Consider the following 17,635-nt stretch of genomic DNA (forward strand, 5'->3'; position numbering starts at 1 on the left):
GCAGAACAATATTTTCAAGTCCTGCGATTTTTTATATATTTAAATTTTGGGATTCAAGGGTGGAAAGTATCAGATTGTATCCGTCATCTGTAAGATAATAAGAGGTTCTGCGAACCTCCTGATCCAGATACACGATCCGGTTCGCCACATAGCTGATATGCATAATATGATAATCGTTCTCTTCAAAATCATAGCCGTCAAAATACATAGCGCGGCCTTCATTTGATAAGATCACATTGACAACAAAATCTCCTAATTTTCTGCAGTCATCATAGGAAATTTCTTTACCCAGATACCTGGTATTGACAGTATCAATATAGGCGCCTATATCATCCATAGTACAGTTCTCTTCCCGGAGAGACTGCTCCATAATATAAAGCATTACTGCAAAAATAAGATTCATCTGTTCATCAAATTTCAGAAAGCCAAACTGTTTCCAAGATGTCTTCTGAATACTGTTTTGGATAAGGACACCGTACAAACCTACATTTTTCATTCGTTTTGGAAAGTTTTTCAGAAATTCGTATTGCAAAGCTGCCTCCTTATTACACTGCTTCTTATAATTTTACATCTCAGAAATCCGTAGTATTTAAAATGTCCTGAGGGACATATTTATCCGATTCCATATATCCCCTCCGAGGGATCGGCTGCAGTGTATTCAGCCGATTGTCTGCAGTATAGCCTTCAGAAGATCCCCCTGAAGATAATAGGTCGTCTCAAAATGAAGGTATGATAACGATACTTTATCCCACAACAATAAGATCTTTGGCGGGAATTCTTCATCCCCATCCCAGAACTGAAGCAACACAGAGAAATCCGGAAGAACAGGCATTTCAAATGTCAGATCTGCCCCTGCCAGACGCTCCCTCTGCTTTCCGCACAGACAGATACAGGCCTGCTTTACCTCTTCCACTTTGCCGGAAAATGCTCTTGCATACTTTTCCACAAAGGGATCTGTTGACGGACTGCTCCCGGCAGTTACAAACCTGCCCACAGGCTGCCACTGCCCGGTAAAAGGGGGCAGTATCTCCTGCTCGGAACAGCAGAGAAAATCATAGATTGTCATAACAACTGTATATTCTCTGCAATCCGTCCATTCTTCACCTGTGGCATATTCAACAGCACCGTTTCTGCGATTGATCCGATATTCTGTTCCAATATATTTCAAATACAGATATTCTTCATCGTGTTTCAAACCATATTTTTTTATCAGCTTATCCTGATCATATTTTAAAAACAACTCTCTTCCTGTGTATACCTGTTTTTCATAATTATCCATAATATACTTTATTCCATTTCTTATTTTAATCGAAGTCAGGTAAGTCCCCTGCGGAGGTTGCGAAAAACAATTATTCGTTATACCAGACATAAATACATGAAATATGCAACATAACACAACAGCATAACCACACCACAGGGTTTTCTTAATTCTTTATGTCTGAATGTACCGATCCAGAGTATCGCTCCACACAGAACTGCAATTACAGTATCAATAATAAATTTGCTCTCAAACGGCACAGTACAGATGAGTGCTGTTGTACCGATAACAAACAAAATATTAAAAATATTGCTTCCGACTATATTTCCAATGGCAATTCCTGTATTTCCTCTTCTGGCAGCTGTTACTGATGTGACAAGTTCCGGAAGAGATGTTCCCAGTGCAACAATTGTCAGCCCGATAAATCTCTCACTCATACCAAAATAACGGGCAATCTCCGTTGCTCCGCTGACTGCAAAATCACTGCCCTTTACGACCAGAATTCCACCGATCACCATCAGGAGCATACATTTCCATATCGGATTATCCTTTGCTTCTGCTTCTTCCTGATCGTTCCCTTTCTTTGCCATCACAAACAGATATCCCAGATATATCAGAAACAGTATCCAGAAAATCACACCTTCAATAAAAGTCACCTCTGAACCTGTGATACCAAAGATCAACAAAACAATTGTTATCACTGTCATAAACGGAATTTCGTAAAGAAGCGTGGATTTTTGAATCGCTACATTCGTAATTACTGCTGTGATTCCCAGGATGATGAAAATATTCAGGATATTACTTCCGACTACATTTCCAATGGTAATACCTGCATTCTTATTTATTGCAGCAGTAATACTGACTGCTGCCTCCGGCATGCTGGTTCCCATTGCTACAATGGTTAATCCAATGATCAACTGTGGAATTCCCAGCTTTTTCGCAATACTGGCTGCACCCTCCACAAACCAGTCTGCACCTTTCACCAGAAACAAAAAACCTGCCAACAAAATAATAACCTGTAAAAACATCATTTCTACCTCTCTTTCTTTTATTACGTACTCACAAAATCAAATATAAAAAGATTTCGGAATACATTTATTTTGCAGTAGGTATAAAAAAAGAGACTCCTACTGCATTCACAGTAAAAGTCTCGCAATTTCATCACTTTCCGAGTTATATGTTTCAATAACTGTCCTGACGAAGAAGTGAACCAAATCCATTCGGCAAGCTACTCCCTTTTCACAGGTATATTCTAACAGACTGGCTCTTAAAAATCAATTATTTTTTATCATAAGATTCTCCATAATCCATAATATAAAAAGAAGCCTCGTTACTGCGAACGGAGTGAACAGTAATGTAGCCACCTCCCTGTGTCAGAATCTGCATCAGAAATCTGCAGTATTTAAAATTTCCGTATGTCCATTCAGCAGGTAATTGCGCATACTGAAAAAAGGGTCTTTATTTTCCAGAATCAGGAAGCAGCTTATCTTACAGTAAGATATTCCACTGCAAAAATCGCCAGCACGCCTACCAGCACACTAAGTAATACATAACACAGAGCTATTCCCATATGTCCATCCCGGATCAAATCCGAAGATTCCAGTGCAAAGGTTGAGAATGTGGTAAATCCACCGCAGACTCCCACCTTCAGAAACAAAATCATCCTTGGCGGAACAGACAATTTCGCCGCCAGTACTGTGATTGCTCCGATCACAATACATCCAATCACATTGATACAAAAGGTTTTTACCGGAAAAATCATGGTTTCTCCTGTGGGAATCAGCCCGATCAGGTACCGCAATACTGCTCCTGCAAAACCACCCAGCCCTACTGCCAAACAATTCATCATTTTATCTCTCCAAAATCATCCGCTTCGCTACGCGGCTCTATACCGAATAACTGCTTCGCAGTTTATTCGGTTAATATAAATTTACTTGCTTATCTACGAGTTTTTCCCCTTCATACTGCAATTTTAAAGAAAAAAATCGCTCATCTCCTGAAAGAAGCAAATCCAGAAAGACTCTGTCACCTTCCCATGTGGGAAGTGTCGGCACAACAGCTTTATCTATCCAGTAAAGTTCTCCTTCATTGCATTCTGTTAATTCACCGATATATTCGTTGGCCGTAAACACACACATAAGCTCCGGTTCACATTTATCGCTTATAAATGTAACCAGGCCTCGAAGTTTATATGATGTCAGTGTTAATCCTGTTTCTTCTTTCACTTCACGCAAAAGACATTCCTCCGGGGATTCCTGACCCTCTGCATGTCCGCCAACTCCAATCCACTTTCCCTCATTTATATCATTATGCTTTTTTACCCTGTGAAGCATCAGATATTTGCCATTATTTTCTATATAGCATAAAGTCGTTATTGTCATTCTTACACTTCCCTAAACAAAATTACCATACCAAATGTTCTGAGTACCGGGCAACGACACATCCCTGTTGCCAGACAAAACAAACTACTGCAGTGCGGCACGCTTTACCTGGGTCAGTGCCTTCGACACCGCAGGTACTGAAATGATGATTACTGTGATAATGCCCTCTGCCAGCAGATAGCTGTAATTGTATAAGATCGGATATACGGCTGTCAGAGATTTCGGGAAATTGTCCGGCATATAGCTCATCCAATAAAGATAACCGCCCAGAGAATGAAAAGCTCCTCTGGCAATTACAGCTATTATGTATCCTTTCAGAAGTCCATGACTCTGTTTTGCAAATAGTCCTGCCAGTCCAAGTGCCGCAAATGCAAGTATGTAATCACAGCACACCTGAAAAAATGAAAGTATATAAGGCTCCTGGATAAACTGCAGGATTCCGTAAGCAAACCCAGCCATAATACCTGTTCCAACCCCATACCAGTTTGCGATCAGAACAATAAAAAGCATACTGCAAAGAGTGACGCTTCCTCCCCACGGCAGTTTGAAGATTTTCAGATAAGACGTAATAAAAGCAAGTGCAATAGCTACGGCACAGAATACCAGTTGTCTTGTGGTAAGCTTTTTCTTGTCTGAATTCTTCCCTGCAAAATAAATCGCCAAGAAAAACAAAATGATTCCGGCAATAACTGTAATCACATATCCGGCAGTTGTAAGTCCACCATCAGCAGTTACCATAAAACCAAACATAAAATGACCTCCCTCTTGTTATTGATTTTTGTGTAATTGATTTTATCTGTTGTTCAGATACTAATTTATTATAAGGATTTTATCATTCTTCGTCAATTATTCGTCGCTTACGTTTTCAATTTATTCGCTATTCTTTACAGCCTTATTTTAAACTTTTTACACAACAGAAAAACCCCGGAAACTTTACGGTTCCGGGGTATCTTACGTTTGGACACAATGTACCTTGCGGTACTCAATATATATAATTAAGATGTTATGCTAAAATTATTCGATAACTGTAGCAACACGTCCTGATCCTACAGTACGTCCACCTTCACGTTTGTGAGGTTCTTAAAATTCCATTATTTTCTGTGATTTCCGTGTCCATATTTTCTTGTGTTGTGGATTTTCCAGGCTATATTTCTATTCTCTGCATTTTTTAGTATCAAAATGGTATCATAGCGACTTCATTTCTCACTATAATATCTCTTATCTATTTGGTAAGTATCAATGCTCCTAAGAAAACAGCAATACTTAAAATAAAATCCTTTTTCACCAGAAAATTTTTATATTTCACTTCTAGCCAGAGATTCAGGACTGTCGCACATATAAGTATTGCACACCCTAACAGTATTTGCGCTATACTGCTGTTTACAACAAAAGCCATTATAATTCCTTCGCCACAAACAATTGTAATTGGTATCACCATAAACTGTTTCACAATTCGATTTTCCGATATAGGAATAAATAGACCATCTGTGGCTTTTTCAAGAATACTATCCAACTGTTGAACCATACTCCGTAAAGTCAATCGAAAAACGGCAAATATACTGCCTAACAACATATAACGTATTTCTTCTTGCTGTAAAAATGGCAGCGTCCAATAAAAAGGCATTTTATAAATTCCTAGACATATCGTAAACAAAATCATTCCCATTATTATCCAATTTCTGCCTAATCTATAAATAGATATTTGAGCTTTCCATATCAATGGAAAGTAATATAAAAAATTGGATACTTTATTTTTTCTCTGTAAATATCTCACCATTTTTTCTTTTGCATATTGATCTAACAATACAGTATTATTAAAATTTTGAGCAATACGTACTTTTTCCAAAAATTGCATCTCATCTTCATACTTTAAAGCATTTATTTCCAGAACACCAAAATCATAAACTAGCATATACATCCATATTCCTATATCTATAATAATACACATAAAAAAATATTTAAGCGATATTACCAAGATTATACTAAATAACAGCCATATTCCAATATCTCTTCTTTGATTTGCATGATATATTTTCCATCTCATTAAATTAGTTGTATTTAATAACAAAAATATTATGAGTAATATAAATAGAAAATTTCTATTCAAATGGATTCCATTAATACAAGCTGAAAGAATGATTGAAAATATAATGTCCTTTAAGGTTAACCCTATATATTTTATTGATATCATTTGTCTTATCCTTTTCTCTTGAATGAAAAACAATGATGCCGGTTTTATTATAATTGCCGGTTTAACATTAATAAAACAAACGCCAAACGAGTATAATATCAAAAATCCAAATACCAGATAACATATTCGAAGATTACATGCATTTATTTTCCGAATTATTGGAAAAAATTTAATCACAATTTGATATCCAACAACAGCTACCGCAACTACCAAAGACAATATAGGTATCAGCATATTTTCTATTAATCTTTTAGTTTCTCTAATCTTATTCACACATAACAGTTTTCTGTACTCCTGCATAATGCTCTCCCTCACCAATTAAGGACATATATATTTGTTCCAACGAAGTTTCCTTATTCATCTGCTGCTTTTGTAATATTTCTGTCTTTGTTCCTTGTTCGACTATTCTTCCATCATATAAAAAAATATATCTGTCACAAAAATCTTCAGCCAAACTTAGTAAATGTGTAGATATGAGTATCGTTTTATCTTGTTTCTTCAAATTTTTTAAAGTATTTTTGAATTTATATGTTTGTGCTGGATCCAACCCATTAAACGGTTCATCTGCCAGCAGCACATCGTATTGCCGCAACAATGCAAGTGCAATCATAAGTTTCTGCAACGTTCCTTTTGAAAGCGCTGATGGAATTTTGTTAAGGTGCTGATTAAGATTAAATTCTCGAATTAATGAATCAACTGTCACTGAGTTCTCAGGGTACAGTGCTTTAATAAACTGAAGATGCTCCCAAACAGTCAATTCTTCATAGTACACTGGAATATCTGGAATGAACGTCACAGGATTATTCTCTCTTTTAATAGAAAATATATCATTATCACCAATAATAATTTTACCATTATTAGGTTTCATTTTTTTTATCATGAGTTTTAGCATTGTTGATTTTCCTGCGCCATTAGGACCAATTAAGCCTGTTATCTCTCCCTTATTCATTCCAAAATTAATATCATGTAATATTGGCTTCTTATCATAAGCAAAATTTACATTTTCTACATTTACATACATATCTCTCGCCTCCCTGTTTTTCTTATATATACACCTTAGAGGAAGTTTAAGGTCAAGAAAAAAAGAGAACATTTTCTATTTGTCCTCTTTTTCTCAAAAATATCTTCGCATTCTTATTTTGTTTCATTACACACTATAATCCGTAATATTGAAACAACCAAAATCAAACCCAAAACAAAAGTTATTACTTTAAACGGAGCACTCATATATGTATTACATAATTCCAAATATAATTGCACGCACATAATGACAGCAATTACTCCCCCTACAATACAAACAATTAATTTAGAAATATCGAAAATTTTTTGTATCCTGTCCTGCCGTTTTATTCTCTCCAATTGGTAAATATATTCCTCTTTTCCTGATATCATTTTATCTAACATCTCTTCTGATAAATCAGTCACACTCATATCCATTTTTATCAACTCTTCGCATAAAAAATAATTCTGCCTAAGTCTATTTTCTTCTTCTTTAATTTTAAGCAAATGTGTATTTAAAACACTGGTTAATGCTTCCTTTTCATATAAAATTTTTCTAATATCTGAAACCGGAATATCTAACATCCTTAACATTTTTATACGATTTAACAAAAGAATATCTTCCTCTGTATATTCACGATATCCATTTACAGGATTTCTTTTCGGAATTAATAAATTTTCTTTCTCATAAAATCTGATATTATAACTTGTAATTCCAGTTCGTTTTTCAACATCTTTTATCTTCATTATAGCCTCTTTTATGTTTCGTATTTTTTTATTGCATACAATGTCCCTAACTGCTATAATTTACATCATGGGTGCTATCATAACGGTAGGCGGTTAGTCCTTCAGCAGAGGGACTGTGACCCTCTGATTACATAGAAACTCGAAAGAGAATCCACTGGAAAGGAGGGCTAAGCCATGAGTATTGTTGATTTTATAGCAGTAGTGAGCTTCGGCTTAACCTGCTTTGGTCTTGGATATACCTTTGGCAAGGATAATAATAAACCACAAAAATAGCCGCCCTGGTCTGGTAAACTAAGCGGCAATTTTTGTCAAAACATATATCGGACTAACCGTCTATCGGTAGCACTCTTTTTCTATAATCATATTAGCACGCATGTGTGAAAATGTCAAAAATTTTCTTCATTCTTGGTTATTAATCTCCTTGATCAACTGTACTGCCTTCTCTGCATCATCGGTTTTCACAAATATATCCACACCATATATTCCAAATCCTGGTGCCCCATGCATTGCAACATTCGCACCTGCTTCCTGAGAAAAAGCTACTATTCCATTTTGCTTTAACATTTCTACAAGTTGTTCTGTCTCTACTATATTCTGTGCATTATAAATTTTTGTCCATTCTGCCTTAGATAGAGAAGTTTCCTTTTTCTCCTGAACATTTGACGAATTCTGGTTTCTTTTTCGATTAATAAATGCCAAGAGCCTAAGAATAATAAATGCCACAATAATAATACCAATCAGAAATCCCAATGCTAATCGTGTTACCTGTGTTTCTGTAGCTCCCATTCTAAATAAACATATGCCATAGATGACTGTAAAAATTCCTGCACATATCACACTGGTGAGAAAATCTCGCCATATAGTAGCACTTTTTGGCAAACATTTATCCCATATTCCATTATACACCATAATAGAGGCGTACAGGATTCCTCCTACCAAAGCAGTTGCTGTCTCTCCTAAAACCAAGCGAATATCCACAGTTAATAACATCTGAATAATAATCGCTAACACACTAATCACAAACATTGATGCAAATGCAAGATTTCCAGCCTTTAATGCTTTTTGTTTCACCCATCCTTCATACACCGCAACTTTGTCCAGTGTTTCTTTCATCTCTTTATTCATAGTCTGGCTCCTTTCTCCATCCAGGAGCTCTCTCATCTCAACATCGTAATATTCAGCAAGTTGAACAAGTATACTGAGATCTGGCATATTTATTCCTGTTTCCCATCTGGAAACTGTTCTTGCAGATACCTCAAACTTCTCGGCAAGCTGCTCTTGCGTAAGATTCTTTTCTTTACGACATTGCTTTAAAAAAGCTCCAATCTTTTTTGTGTCCATGTCTCTACCTCTCTTCCACTTACAGCTTACCAATATGTACCCAAATTACCACGACATAAAACGAGAATCCGCTAATTTTCAACCGGACATCGTATGTCTAAAACAAATAAACGGTATTTTCACCCCAAAAGCATTCTATTCCTCTATAAATTAACCTTCTCTTTTATGTCTATCCATAAGCAGCAGAATAAACATAACAAACCATATCACCCATGCAATTAAACAACCGATTCCTATATGCCAAATATCTATAATCATTCCAGCAATAAAAGGAATTGACATAAACATCATTCTCTTCCCATATGCCTTACACATAGCATTTTCATCATATTTTTTTCGTTCTTCTGCTGATTTCATATTATAACCAGACAAGAATTTGGATGCTTGTCCTTTTGACCTATAAAACCATATTCCAAATAAAAGCATAATCACTGCCATTGCAAAGTCAAAAATAATATAGAACATATAATGCTTCCTTTCAGTCGATTCCACAAACTTGAAGTTATTGATCTTCTGAATCCAATCCAAGTTCTTTCAACTCTTTTTCGTTTTGGATATCTTCATCAGTTTTCTTTCCAGTGATAGCACTGTAGGCTTCTTTGATTCCATTCTTCACTGCCCATTTGATAACGAAATACAGTGCAATCAAAATAACAATTGCGGTTCCACCGCTTATACCTAATTCATTCCACATAATTCAATCCTCCAACTTCCGATTTTCATTTCCGCCAATTGGAAATTAGCTATTTTTTCATTCCTTGCTTTGTAAAATGTTTATGCAACAAAAATTCTGTCGGAATAATTGTAAGCACCATAATTCCTAATTGTAAAAACACCAAATAAACAGAAATCATTTCAAAGTTTGTATCATCTTTCGTTAAAATCAAAATAAAAATCGATAGTATCACCAGGATGATTCCTAAAACAAAGTTTATCCAGCCCCAACACCTGTGTGCATATCTCCATGTTTCATCATTCATCCTTGACATAGTAGTTCGATATCCCGAACTCCCCTGCCAATCTTTAGGAGGCTTATCTTTCCACGTATATCCCAATATAATCATAGATAACGGTACTAAAAGTGAACACGCAGATAAAAATATAAACATTACAGAGATCTCCTCTCAACTTCTGATTAATTTGCTCTAAAGACTAAAGTTGTCATCAAATAAACCCTACCCATATTCCAACCGCTATAAGTATCATGCCTAGTATTCTTCCAACAAATCTCGCCTTTTTATTTCCAAATAAAGCAGTTGTTTCTGAAGTAGTAAATGGAAGCAAAACAACAGTGACCCCCATTACTATAATTCCACTTCCAATCATGCAATTGCGGCTTGACACAACACCATAAAACATAGCTAAAAACCCTAAAATAATGCCCGAAATGAAATACTTAATTTTATGTCTATCTTTTTCAATTATCTTTCTATAGCTGTTTTCGCACTCACTGCTACAAAATTCCAAATTACTATCTAATTCTTTGCCACAATATCTACATTTTTTCATAGTAACTTCCTCGATAATTTTCAAAATTTTATCCAAAAGCTCTCGATTTGTCTTTACTTTATTCTACCATAGTTCATTTTAAAATACTATTCCAATACACACAAAACAGAAAAAAGCGATCCTTTTCGACCGCCTATTTCCACCTACATATATATCGTATTTTTCACTACAATTTCTTCTGCACTGGATTTTATATTAATCATTAATCTAACCCACTTCATCTGATCCTGTGCCTTTAATTCTTCCGTCGCACCCTGTTTTTTCACCATCTGTTCCATAAGTATTTCCACCTGCTTTCTGGCTTCCTGATCAATCTGATTCAGGTGTTCCGTCAGCTTTCCAGTCAATAGCAAGTATTGATATTTTGCTGATCTGTGTTCCTTCAGGAACTGTTTTCACAACATTCCATATTTTCCATATATCGGTTCTTCTTCATTCAACAGCAAAGATTTCATCAAATATCCATATTTTAATATAGAATTATTTTTCATAATTTTTATGTTTCCAGGCAACAGAAAAACCCCGGAAACCTTACGGTTCCGGGGTATCTTACGTTTGGACACAATGTACCTTACGGTACTCAATATATATAATTTAAGATGTTATGCTAAAATTATTCGATAACTGTAGCAACACGTCCTGATCCAACAGTACGTCCACCTTCACGGATAGCGAAAGTAAGACCCTGAGCCATAGCGATTGGGTGGATCAGTTCGATTGTCATTTCGATGTTATCTCCAGGCATGCACATTTCTGTTCCTTCTGGAAGGTTGCAAACACCTGTTACGTCTGTTGTTCTGAAGTAGAACTGTGGACGATAGTTGTTGAAGAATGGAGTATGACGTCCACCTTCATCTTTTGTCAGAACGTAAACCTGAGCTGTGAATTTTGTATGGCATGTAAGTGTTCCTGGTTTAGCAAGAACCTGTCCACGCTCGATTTCGTTTCTCTGAACACCACGAAGAAGTGCACCGATGTTATCACCAGCCTGAGCTTCATCAAGGAGTTTACGGAACATTTCGATACCAGTTACAACAACTTTACGTGTTTCTTCTTTGATACCAACGATTTCAACTTCGTCAGATACATGAAGTACACCAGCCTCTACTCTACCAGTAGCAACTGTACCACGACCTGTGATAGAGAATACATCCTCTACAGGCATTACGAATGGTTTATCTGTGTCACGCTGTGGGTCTGGAATGTAGCTGTCAACAGCATCCATAAGTTCCATGATCTTGTCTCCCCACTCGCTGCTCGGATCTTCAAGAGCTTTAAGAGCTGATCCACGGATAACCGGGATGTCATCTCCTGGGAAGTCATACTCGCTTAAGAGTTCACGGATTTCCATTTCTACCAGTTCAAGAAGTTCTTCATCATCAACCATATCACATTTGTTCATGAATACAACGATGTAAGGAACACCTACCTGACGGGAAAGAAGGATGTGCTCTTTAGTCTGAGCCATAACACCATCTGTAGCAGCAACAACGAGGATAGCACCATCCATCTGAGCTGCACCTGTGATCATGTTCTTAACGTAGTCAGCATGGCCTGGGCAGTCAACGTGTGCATAGTGTCTATGCTCTGTTTCATACTCAACGTGTGCTGTAGAAATTGTGATACCACGTTCTCTTTCTTCTGGAGCTTTATCGATATTAGCGAAATCTGTAGCTGTGTTACCAGCAACTCTTTCAGACAGAACTTTTGTGATAGCTGCTGTTAAAGTTGTTTTACCATGGTCAACGTGTCCGATGGTACCAATGTTACAATGCGGTTTTGTTCTCTCAAACTTAGCTTTTGCCATTTTAAAACGTCCTCCTTAAAACATTTGGCTCTTATATTATTATAGAGCGCCTTTTTCGGTTTTAAACTTGCTATCCTTGATTATATTGCATAACCGGAATATTTGCAAGCATTTTATACAATTTGATAAGTTTCACACTATAAACAGTGTATTATTATCAATTGTTGTATCATTACAGTTCACACATTACTGAGAACATAGTGAACAGTAACTTTATATCTCCTACACCCTGCCGGCTTTAAACACCGGCAGACTGCAGATGATCAATAATTATCAGTCTTTCTTAGAAAGGATTTTTTCCTGTACAGACTTCGGAACCTGCTCATATTTCTCAAAGAACATAGAGTAGTTACCACGTCCCTGTGTTCTGGAACGAAGGTCTGTAGCATATCCGAACATTTCGGAAAGCGGTACATATCCGCGGATCATCTTACCACCGCCGATATCTTCCATACCTTCGATACGTCCACGACGGGAGTTGATATCACCGATTACATCACCCATGTAATCTTCAGGTGTTGTAACCTCTACCTTCATGATCGGCTCAAGAAGTACAGGAGCTGCTTTCTGCATAGCATCCTTGAATGCAAGAGAACCTGCAATATGGAATGCCATTTCAGAAGAGTCGACTTCATGGTAAGAACCATCATATACGTTAGCATATACGCCGACTACTGGGAATCCGCCAAGGATACCGGCTTTCATAGCCTCTTCGATACCTTCGCCAACTGCAGGGATGTATTCCTTCGGAATAGCACCACCAACAACTGTGGATTCGAACTTGTACAGTTCTTCTCCGTTGGCATCCATAGGCTGGAATTTAACTTTACAGTGACCATACTGTCCACGACCACCGGACTGTTTTGCATACTTGCTGTCTACATCAACAGGTTTGGTGATTGTTTCTTTGTAAGCAACCTGAGGAGCACCTACGTTAGCCTCTACCTTGAATTCACGAAGGAGACGGTCAACGATGATATCCAGATGAAGCTCACCCATACCAGCGATAATGGTCTGTCCTGTTTCCTGATCTGTATGTGCACGGAATGTCGGGTCTTCTTCTGCAAGTTTTGCAAGAGCTTCACCAAGTTTACCCTGTCCAGCTTTAGTCTTAGGCTCGATAGCTAGCTCGATAACTGGTTCTGGGAATTCCATGGACTCCAGGATTACCGGATGCTGCTCGTCACAGATTGTATCACCAGTTGTTGTGAATTTAAATCCGATTGCTGCAGCGATATCACCGGAATATACTTTATCAAGTTCCATACGTTTGTTAGCATGCATCTGAAGGATACGTCCAACACGTTCTTTCTTGTCCTTAGTAGCGTTAAGTACATAAGAACCGGAATTCATTGTACCGGAGTATACACGGAAATATGCAAGTTTACCAACGAATGGGTCTGTCATGATCTTAAATGCCAGAGCTGAGAATGGTTCTTCATCAGAAGAATGTCTCACTACTTCGTTACCGTCCAGATCAGTTCCCTGGATTGGAGGAATGTCTGTAGGAGCCGGCATATACTCAAGGATAGCATCAAGAAGCTTCTGAACACCTTTGTTTCTGTAAGCAGAACCACAGCAAACCGGAACAGCTGTACACTCGCATGTCGCTTTTCTTAATGTTGCTTTCAGTCTCTCAACAGTTGGTTCTTCACCGTCAAGATATTCCATCATTAAGTCGTCATCAAGCTCACAGATTTTCTCAATGAGCTCTGTATGATAAAGCTCAGCATCTTCCTTCATGTCTTCAGGAATATCAACGATGGAGATGTCATCACCTTTTTCATCGTTGTAGATGTAAGCTTTCATTTCGAATAAGTCAATGATTCCTTTGAAATCATCTTCTTTTCCGATTGGCAGCTGTAAGCAGATTGCGTTTTTACCAAGACGAGTCTTGATCTGCTCTACTGCACCGTAGAAGTTTGCACCAAGGATATCCATCTTGTTGATGAATGCCATACGTGGTACATTGTAAGTGTCGGCCTGACGCCATACGTTTTCAGACTGCGGTTCAACACCACCCTTAGCACAGAAAACGCCGACAGCACCGTCAAGTACACGAAGAGAACGCTCAACTTCTACTGTGAAGTCAACGTGACCTGGGGTATCAATGATGTTGATACGATGTTCCAGAGCACCTGGCTTCGGTTTGCAGTTCTCTTCCAGAGTCCAGTGACATGTTGTAGCCGCTGAAGTGATTGTGATACCTCTCTCCTGCTCCTGTTCCATCCAGTCCATGGTAGCAGTACCTTCATGAGTATCACCAATCTTATAGTTGACACCTGTATAATACAGGATACGTTCTGTAAGAGTTGTTTTACCCGCATCGATATGAGCCATAATACCAATATTTCTGGTACGCTCTAATGGATATTCTCTTCCCTCTTTAGCCAATGGATTTTCCTCCTATATTAGAAGCGATAGTGAGCAAATGCTTTATTTGCCTCAGCCATCTTGTGCATGTCTTCTTTTCTCTTAACGGATGCACCTGTGTTGTTCATTGCATCTAAAAGCTCATTTGCAAGTCTTTCTTCCATTGTTTTCTCGCCTCTTTTACGAGAGAACATTGTTAACCAGCGAAGAGCCAGTGCCTGACGTCTGTCTGCTCTTACCTCGATCGGAACCTGATAAGTAGCACCACCGATACGTCTAGCTTTTACTTCAAGAAGTGGCATGATGTTGTTCATAGCCTCTTCGAAAACTTCAAGTGCTGGTTTACCAGCTTTTTCTTCGATTCTGGCGAATGCACCGTAAACAATTTTCTGTGCTACACCTTTCTTACCGTCTAACATGATGTTATTGATAAGTTTGGTAACCACTTTATTGTTGTACATTGGATCTGCCAGAACGTCTCTTTTCTGAGTATGTCCTTTACGTGGCACGTTACTTCCCTCCTTAATCATTGTGATTAAATCATCGGTACTCACGCAGATAACTATTGCATGTTCGCACTGGTAAGGTCCTATATTTAACCCGCAACCGGCAGGGTATATGGAATACCGTACAAATTCATAGTTCTAGTCTTCCGTGAATTTTCGATTGATTAATTCCTGCTGTCCCAAACAATAGGATCAGCTCTTAAAATTCTTATGAAACCTTTTTAGAATTATTTCTTTTTCGGTCTCTTAGCGCCGTATTTAGAACGGGCCTGTTTTCTGTTAGCAACACCTGCAGTATCAAGAGTACCTCTGATGATGTGGTATCTTGTACCAGGTAAGTCCTTAACCCTTCCACCACGGATAAGAACAACGCTATGCTCCTGAAGGTTGTGACCTTCTCCTGGGATGTAGCTTGTTACTTCGATTCCGTTGGAAAGACGAACTCTGGCGATTTTTCTAAGAGCTGAGTTAGGCTTCTTAGGAGTTGCAGTCTTAACTGCTGTACAAACGCCACGTTTCTGTGGTGCAGACTGTTCAACTGCTTTCTTTCTTAAAGAGTTGAATGTTTTCTGGAGAGCCGGAGCTGTAGATTTCTTTACAGATGTCTGGCGTCCTTTTCTTACTAACTGGTTGAATGTTGGCATTCCATTTCACCTCCCGATTTATTTCTCCATAGATTTTTCTATGGGGCCTTGCGGTTGCTATTCGTGTAATTACGCACAAAAAAATTAAACGTTCCTTTTGCACGCTTGCTCATTATATCCCGTAAAACTCACACTGTCAAGGCATTTCTCCTGAATTTTACAGTATTTTTTCATATTTTTATCATAACCAAAAAATCCTTTCCTCATACACTACATCACCATATTAAACTTATCTGACAATATGCTCCCCCTCCAACCACTTTACTGCCACTTCCCCACCGCGAATCCCAGCGCCGGATAATATTTATTTTGTGTGCATTTGCAGGATGCTTAGAGATACTTAATCTGCAGAAATCTGCGTTATGAGCAGACCGTCTCACGTGTTTGAGCGAAGTTTGCAACGTAGCGAGTTTGAGAGGGCTGCTCATGCTTTTAGCAGATTTCTGCAGATTTATAGCAGTCCTAGTAAATAATGCATTTAAGACAGTTCAGCAGAGTGCGAAAGACAAGGAAGATATCTGCAGGCGTGCTAACGCACGGCAAAGATATCTGACGCAGGATTTCACACTCTGATGGGCTGGATTAAGATGCATTATTTACTAGAACTGCTATAATATCTCTTAGCGTCCGAAACCGCACACAAAATAAATATTATCCGGCGCGTCCCCTTCACTAACAATTGCATTTCCCCCTCCCTTTTATTATAATAACAACCAAAGCAGGCAAATCAACTTGCAGACACACTATAACATTCTATAAACTCAGGAAAGGACACTATAATATATGAAGAAACCCAGCATGATCAGCATCCTTCTGTTTCTGACAGGACTCCTGTGCATCATAGCCCTGATCTTCTTTAACAGGACCACACTGCACCAGATCCTCTCTACCGAAAAAGAAGTCGACACAATCTCCGAACAGATCACTGCAAAACACGACGAAGTCAAACAGGCAGTAGACAAGTACACTACCGCCATAGACACAGTCCAGTCAAATATCAATCGCATGAAACAAAAACAACAGACAGCCACACAGAAGAAAACAAAAGAAAAAGCTGAAATCCCGGAAGAATCTTCATCAAAGCCTTCTGTATTCAGCCAGAACAGCACCAGCGCCTCTTCTGATTCCAGTGCCGGCGTTTTCTCCTCCGATGCCGAAACAGGCGGACATATAATAGGAATCGATCCAGGGCATCAGAGTGAGTCCGTGGATATGAGTGCCCCGGAGCCCAACGGTCCCGGTTCTTCTGAAATGAAAGCAAAATGTACCAGCGGAACTCAGGGAACCTACAGTGGTGTTCCCGAATACCAGCTCAATCTGGAGGTCTCTCTTCAACTAAAGGATGAACTGGAACAGAGAGGCTATCAGGTAGTCATGACACGAACAGACAATGAAACAGCCATCAGCAACATGGAACGCGCACAATATGCTGCTGCACAAGGCGCAGAGATTTATGTCCGCATCCATGCAAACGGCGATGATTCCCATACTGCATCAGGAGCACTGACCATGTCGCCCTCTCAGAATAACCCTTATATCCCACAACTGTTTGAACAGTCTGATCGATTATCCCGGTGCATCATCGATTCCTACTGTGCTGCAACAGGTTTTCAGAACCTTGGAATCCAGTACACTGACACAATGACAGGAATTAACTGGAGCACTGTTCCTGTTACGATCCTTGAAATGGGATTTATGACAAGCCAGAATGACGATCTGAAAATGAATGACGCAGAATTCCAGAAAACAATGGTACAGGGAATCGCAAATGGCATTGACAGCTACTTTGCATCATGATGATGTAAGTGTCAAAAAGCATTTTGCCCCTGACTTGATATCTGCGGATTGTTACGCAGCTTCGCAGTTCCCGCAATCCTGA

Annotated in this window: 18 protein-coding genes and 2 pseudogenes; 1 reads left to right on the forward strand and 19 read right to left on the reverse strand. The window is 38.5% G+C overall.

Annotated features, from left to right (window positions below; translation table 11 throughout):
- Positions 1-43 precede the first annotated feature (43 nt).
- The 19 genes and pseudogenes from NQ550_RS18850 to rpsL all read right to left on the reverse strand — a co-directional run.
- A pseudogene (locus tag NQ550_RS18850) lies at positions 44-532 on the reverse strand (hypothetical protein); the annotation flags it as partial.
- A 126-nt stretch (positions 533-658) separates the two neighbouring features.
- Positions 659-1,279, reverse strand: a complete 621-nt coding sequence (locus NQ550_RS18855) for a DUF3786 domain-containing protein (RefSeq protein WP_025580150.1) — start codon at positions 1,277-1,279, stop codon at positions 659-661.
- 77 nt (positions 1,280-1,356) lie between these two features.
- Positions 1,357-2,289 carry a calcium/sodium antiporter gene (locus NQ550_RS18860; RefSeq protein WP_025580149.1) on the reverse strand — a complete coding sequence of 311 codons (933 nt, stop codon included), beginning with the start codon at positions 2,287-2,289 and terminating at the stop codon, positions 1,357-1,359.
- Positions 2,290-2,741: 452 nt separating this feature from the next.
- Positions 2,742-3,107, reverse strand: a complete 366-nt coding sequence (gene crcB / locus NQ550_RS18865) for a fluoride efflux transporter CrcB (protein WP_008705128.1) — start codon at positions 3,105-3,107, stop codon at positions 2,742-2,744.
- 70 nt (positions 3,108-3,177) lie between these two features.
- A complete protein-coding gene (locus NQ550_RS18870) occupies positions 3,178-3,639 on the reverse strand; it encodes an NUDIX hydrolase (RefSeq protein ID WP_025580147.1) in 462 nt (153 codons plus the stop codon).
- An 84-nt stretch (positions 3,640-3,723) separates the two neighbouring features.
- Positions 3,724-4,389, reverse strand: coding sequence for an energy-coupled thiamine transporter ThiT (locus NQ550_RS18875; protein ID WP_025580146.1), 666 nt, complete (start codon positions 4,387-4,389; stop codon positions 3,724-3,726).
- 472 nt (positions 4,390-4,861) lie between these two features.
- Positions 4,862-6,130 carry a hypothetical protein gene (locus NQ550_RS18880; RefSeq protein WP_025580144.1) on the reverse strand — a complete coding sequence of 423 codons (1,269 nt, stop codon included), beginning with the start codon at positions 6,128-6,130 and terminating at the stop codon, positions 4,862-4,864.
- A complete protein-coding gene (locus tag NQ550_RS18885) occupies positions 6,096-6,851 on the reverse strand; it encodes an ABC transporter ATP-binding protein (RefSeq protein WP_025580143.1) in 756 nt (251 codons plus the stop codon). The genes NQ550_RS18880 and NQ550_RS18885 overlap by 35 nt, the downstream gene beginning before the upstream one ends.
- Positions 6,852-6,964: 113 nt before the next feature.
- Positions 6,965-7,576 (reverse strand): MerR family transcriptional regulator, encoded by a 612-nt coding sequence (locus NQ550_RS18890; protein ID WP_025580142.1) that lies wholly within the window; start codon positions 7,574-7,576, stop codon positions 6,965-6,967.
- A 399-nt stretch (positions 7,577-7,975) separates the two neighbouring features.
- On the reverse strand, positions 7,976-8,917 hold the full coding sequence (locus NQ550_RS18895; protein WP_025580140.1) for a helix-turn-helix domain-containing protein: 942 nt from the start codon (positions 8,915-8,917) through the stop codon (positions 7,976-7,978).
- A 150-nt stretch (positions 8,918-9,067) separates the two neighbouring features.
- On the reverse strand, positions 9,068-9,382 hold the full coding sequence (locus NQ550_RS18900) for a DUF3784 domain-containing protein (protein ID WP_019163087.1): 315 nt from the start codon (positions 9,380-9,382) through the stop codon (positions 9,068-9,070).
- A gap of 37 nt (positions 9,383-9,419) precedes the next feature.
- A complete protein-coding gene (locus tag NQ550_RS18905; protein ID WP_008705135.1) occupies positions 9,420-9,611 on the reverse strand; it encodes a DUF6019 family protein in 192 nt (63 codons plus the stop codon).
- A 49-nt stretch (positions 9,612-9,660) separates the two neighbouring features.
- Positions 9,661-10,026 carry an SdpI family protein gene (locus NQ550_RS18910; protein ID WP_025580138.1) on the reverse strand — a complete coding sequence of 122 codons (366 nt, stop codon included), beginning with the start codon at positions 10,024-10,026 and terminating at the stop codon, positions 9,661-9,663.
- Between the two features lie 55 nt (positions 10,027-10,081).
- On the reverse strand, positions 10,082-10,462 hold the full coding sequence (locus NQ550_RS18915) for an eL24 family ribosomal protein (RefSeq protein WP_259838451.1): 381 nt from the start codon (positions 10,460-10,462) through the stop codon (positions 10,082-10,084).
- Between the two features lie 107 nt (positions 10,463-10,569).
- A pseudogene (locus tag NQ550_RS18920) lies at positions 10,570-10,917 on the reverse strand (TnpV protein).
- A 122-nt stretch (positions 10,918-11,039) separates the two neighbouring features.
- Positions 11,040-12,233, reverse strand: coding sequence for an elongation factor Tu (gene tuf, locus NQ550_RS18925; protein WP_019163091.1), 1,194 nt, complete (start codon positions 12,231-12,233; stop codon positions 11,040-11,042).
- 273 nt (positions 12,234-12,506) lie between these two features.
- Positions 12,507-14,573, reverse strand: coding sequence for an elongation factor G (fusA, locus tag NQ550_RS18930; protein WP_044996708.1), 2,067 nt, complete (start codon positions 14,571-14,573; stop codon positions 12,507-12,509).
- 71 nt (positions 14,574-14,644) lie between these two features.
- Positions 14,645-15,115: a 30S ribosomal protein S7 gene (rpsG, locus tag NQ550_RS18935; RefSeq protein WP_020993199.1), complete on the reverse strand. Its 471-nt coding sequence runs from the start codon at positions 15,113-15,115 to the stop codon at positions 14,645-14,647.
- Between the two features lie 224 nt (positions 15,116-15,339).
- Positions 15,340-15,756 carry a 30S ribosomal protein S12 gene (gene rpsL / locus NQ550_RS18940; protein WP_008705161.1) on the reverse strand — a complete coding sequence of 139 codons (417 nt, stop codon included), beginning with the start codon at positions 15,754-15,756 and terminating at the stop codon, positions 15,340-15,342.
- A gap of 783 nt (positions 15,757-16,539) precedes the next feature.
- On the opposite strand from rpsL, the gene NQ550_RS18945 reads away from it, so the two are divergent.
- Positions 16,540-17,553 carry an N-acetylmuramoyl-L-alanine amidase gene (locus NQ550_RS18945; RefSeq protein ID WP_025580219.1) on the forward strand — a complete coding sequence of 338 codons (1,014 nt, stop codon included), beginning with the start codon at positions 16,540-16,542 and terminating at the stop codon, positions 17,551-17,553.
- Positions 17,554-17,635: the final 82 nt, after the last annotated feature.

It is taken from the genome of Blautia wexlerae DSM 19850, assembly GCF_025148125.1.
GTDB lineage: Bacteria > Bacillota > Clostridia > Lachnospirales > Lachnospiraceae > Blautia_A > Blautia_A wexlerae.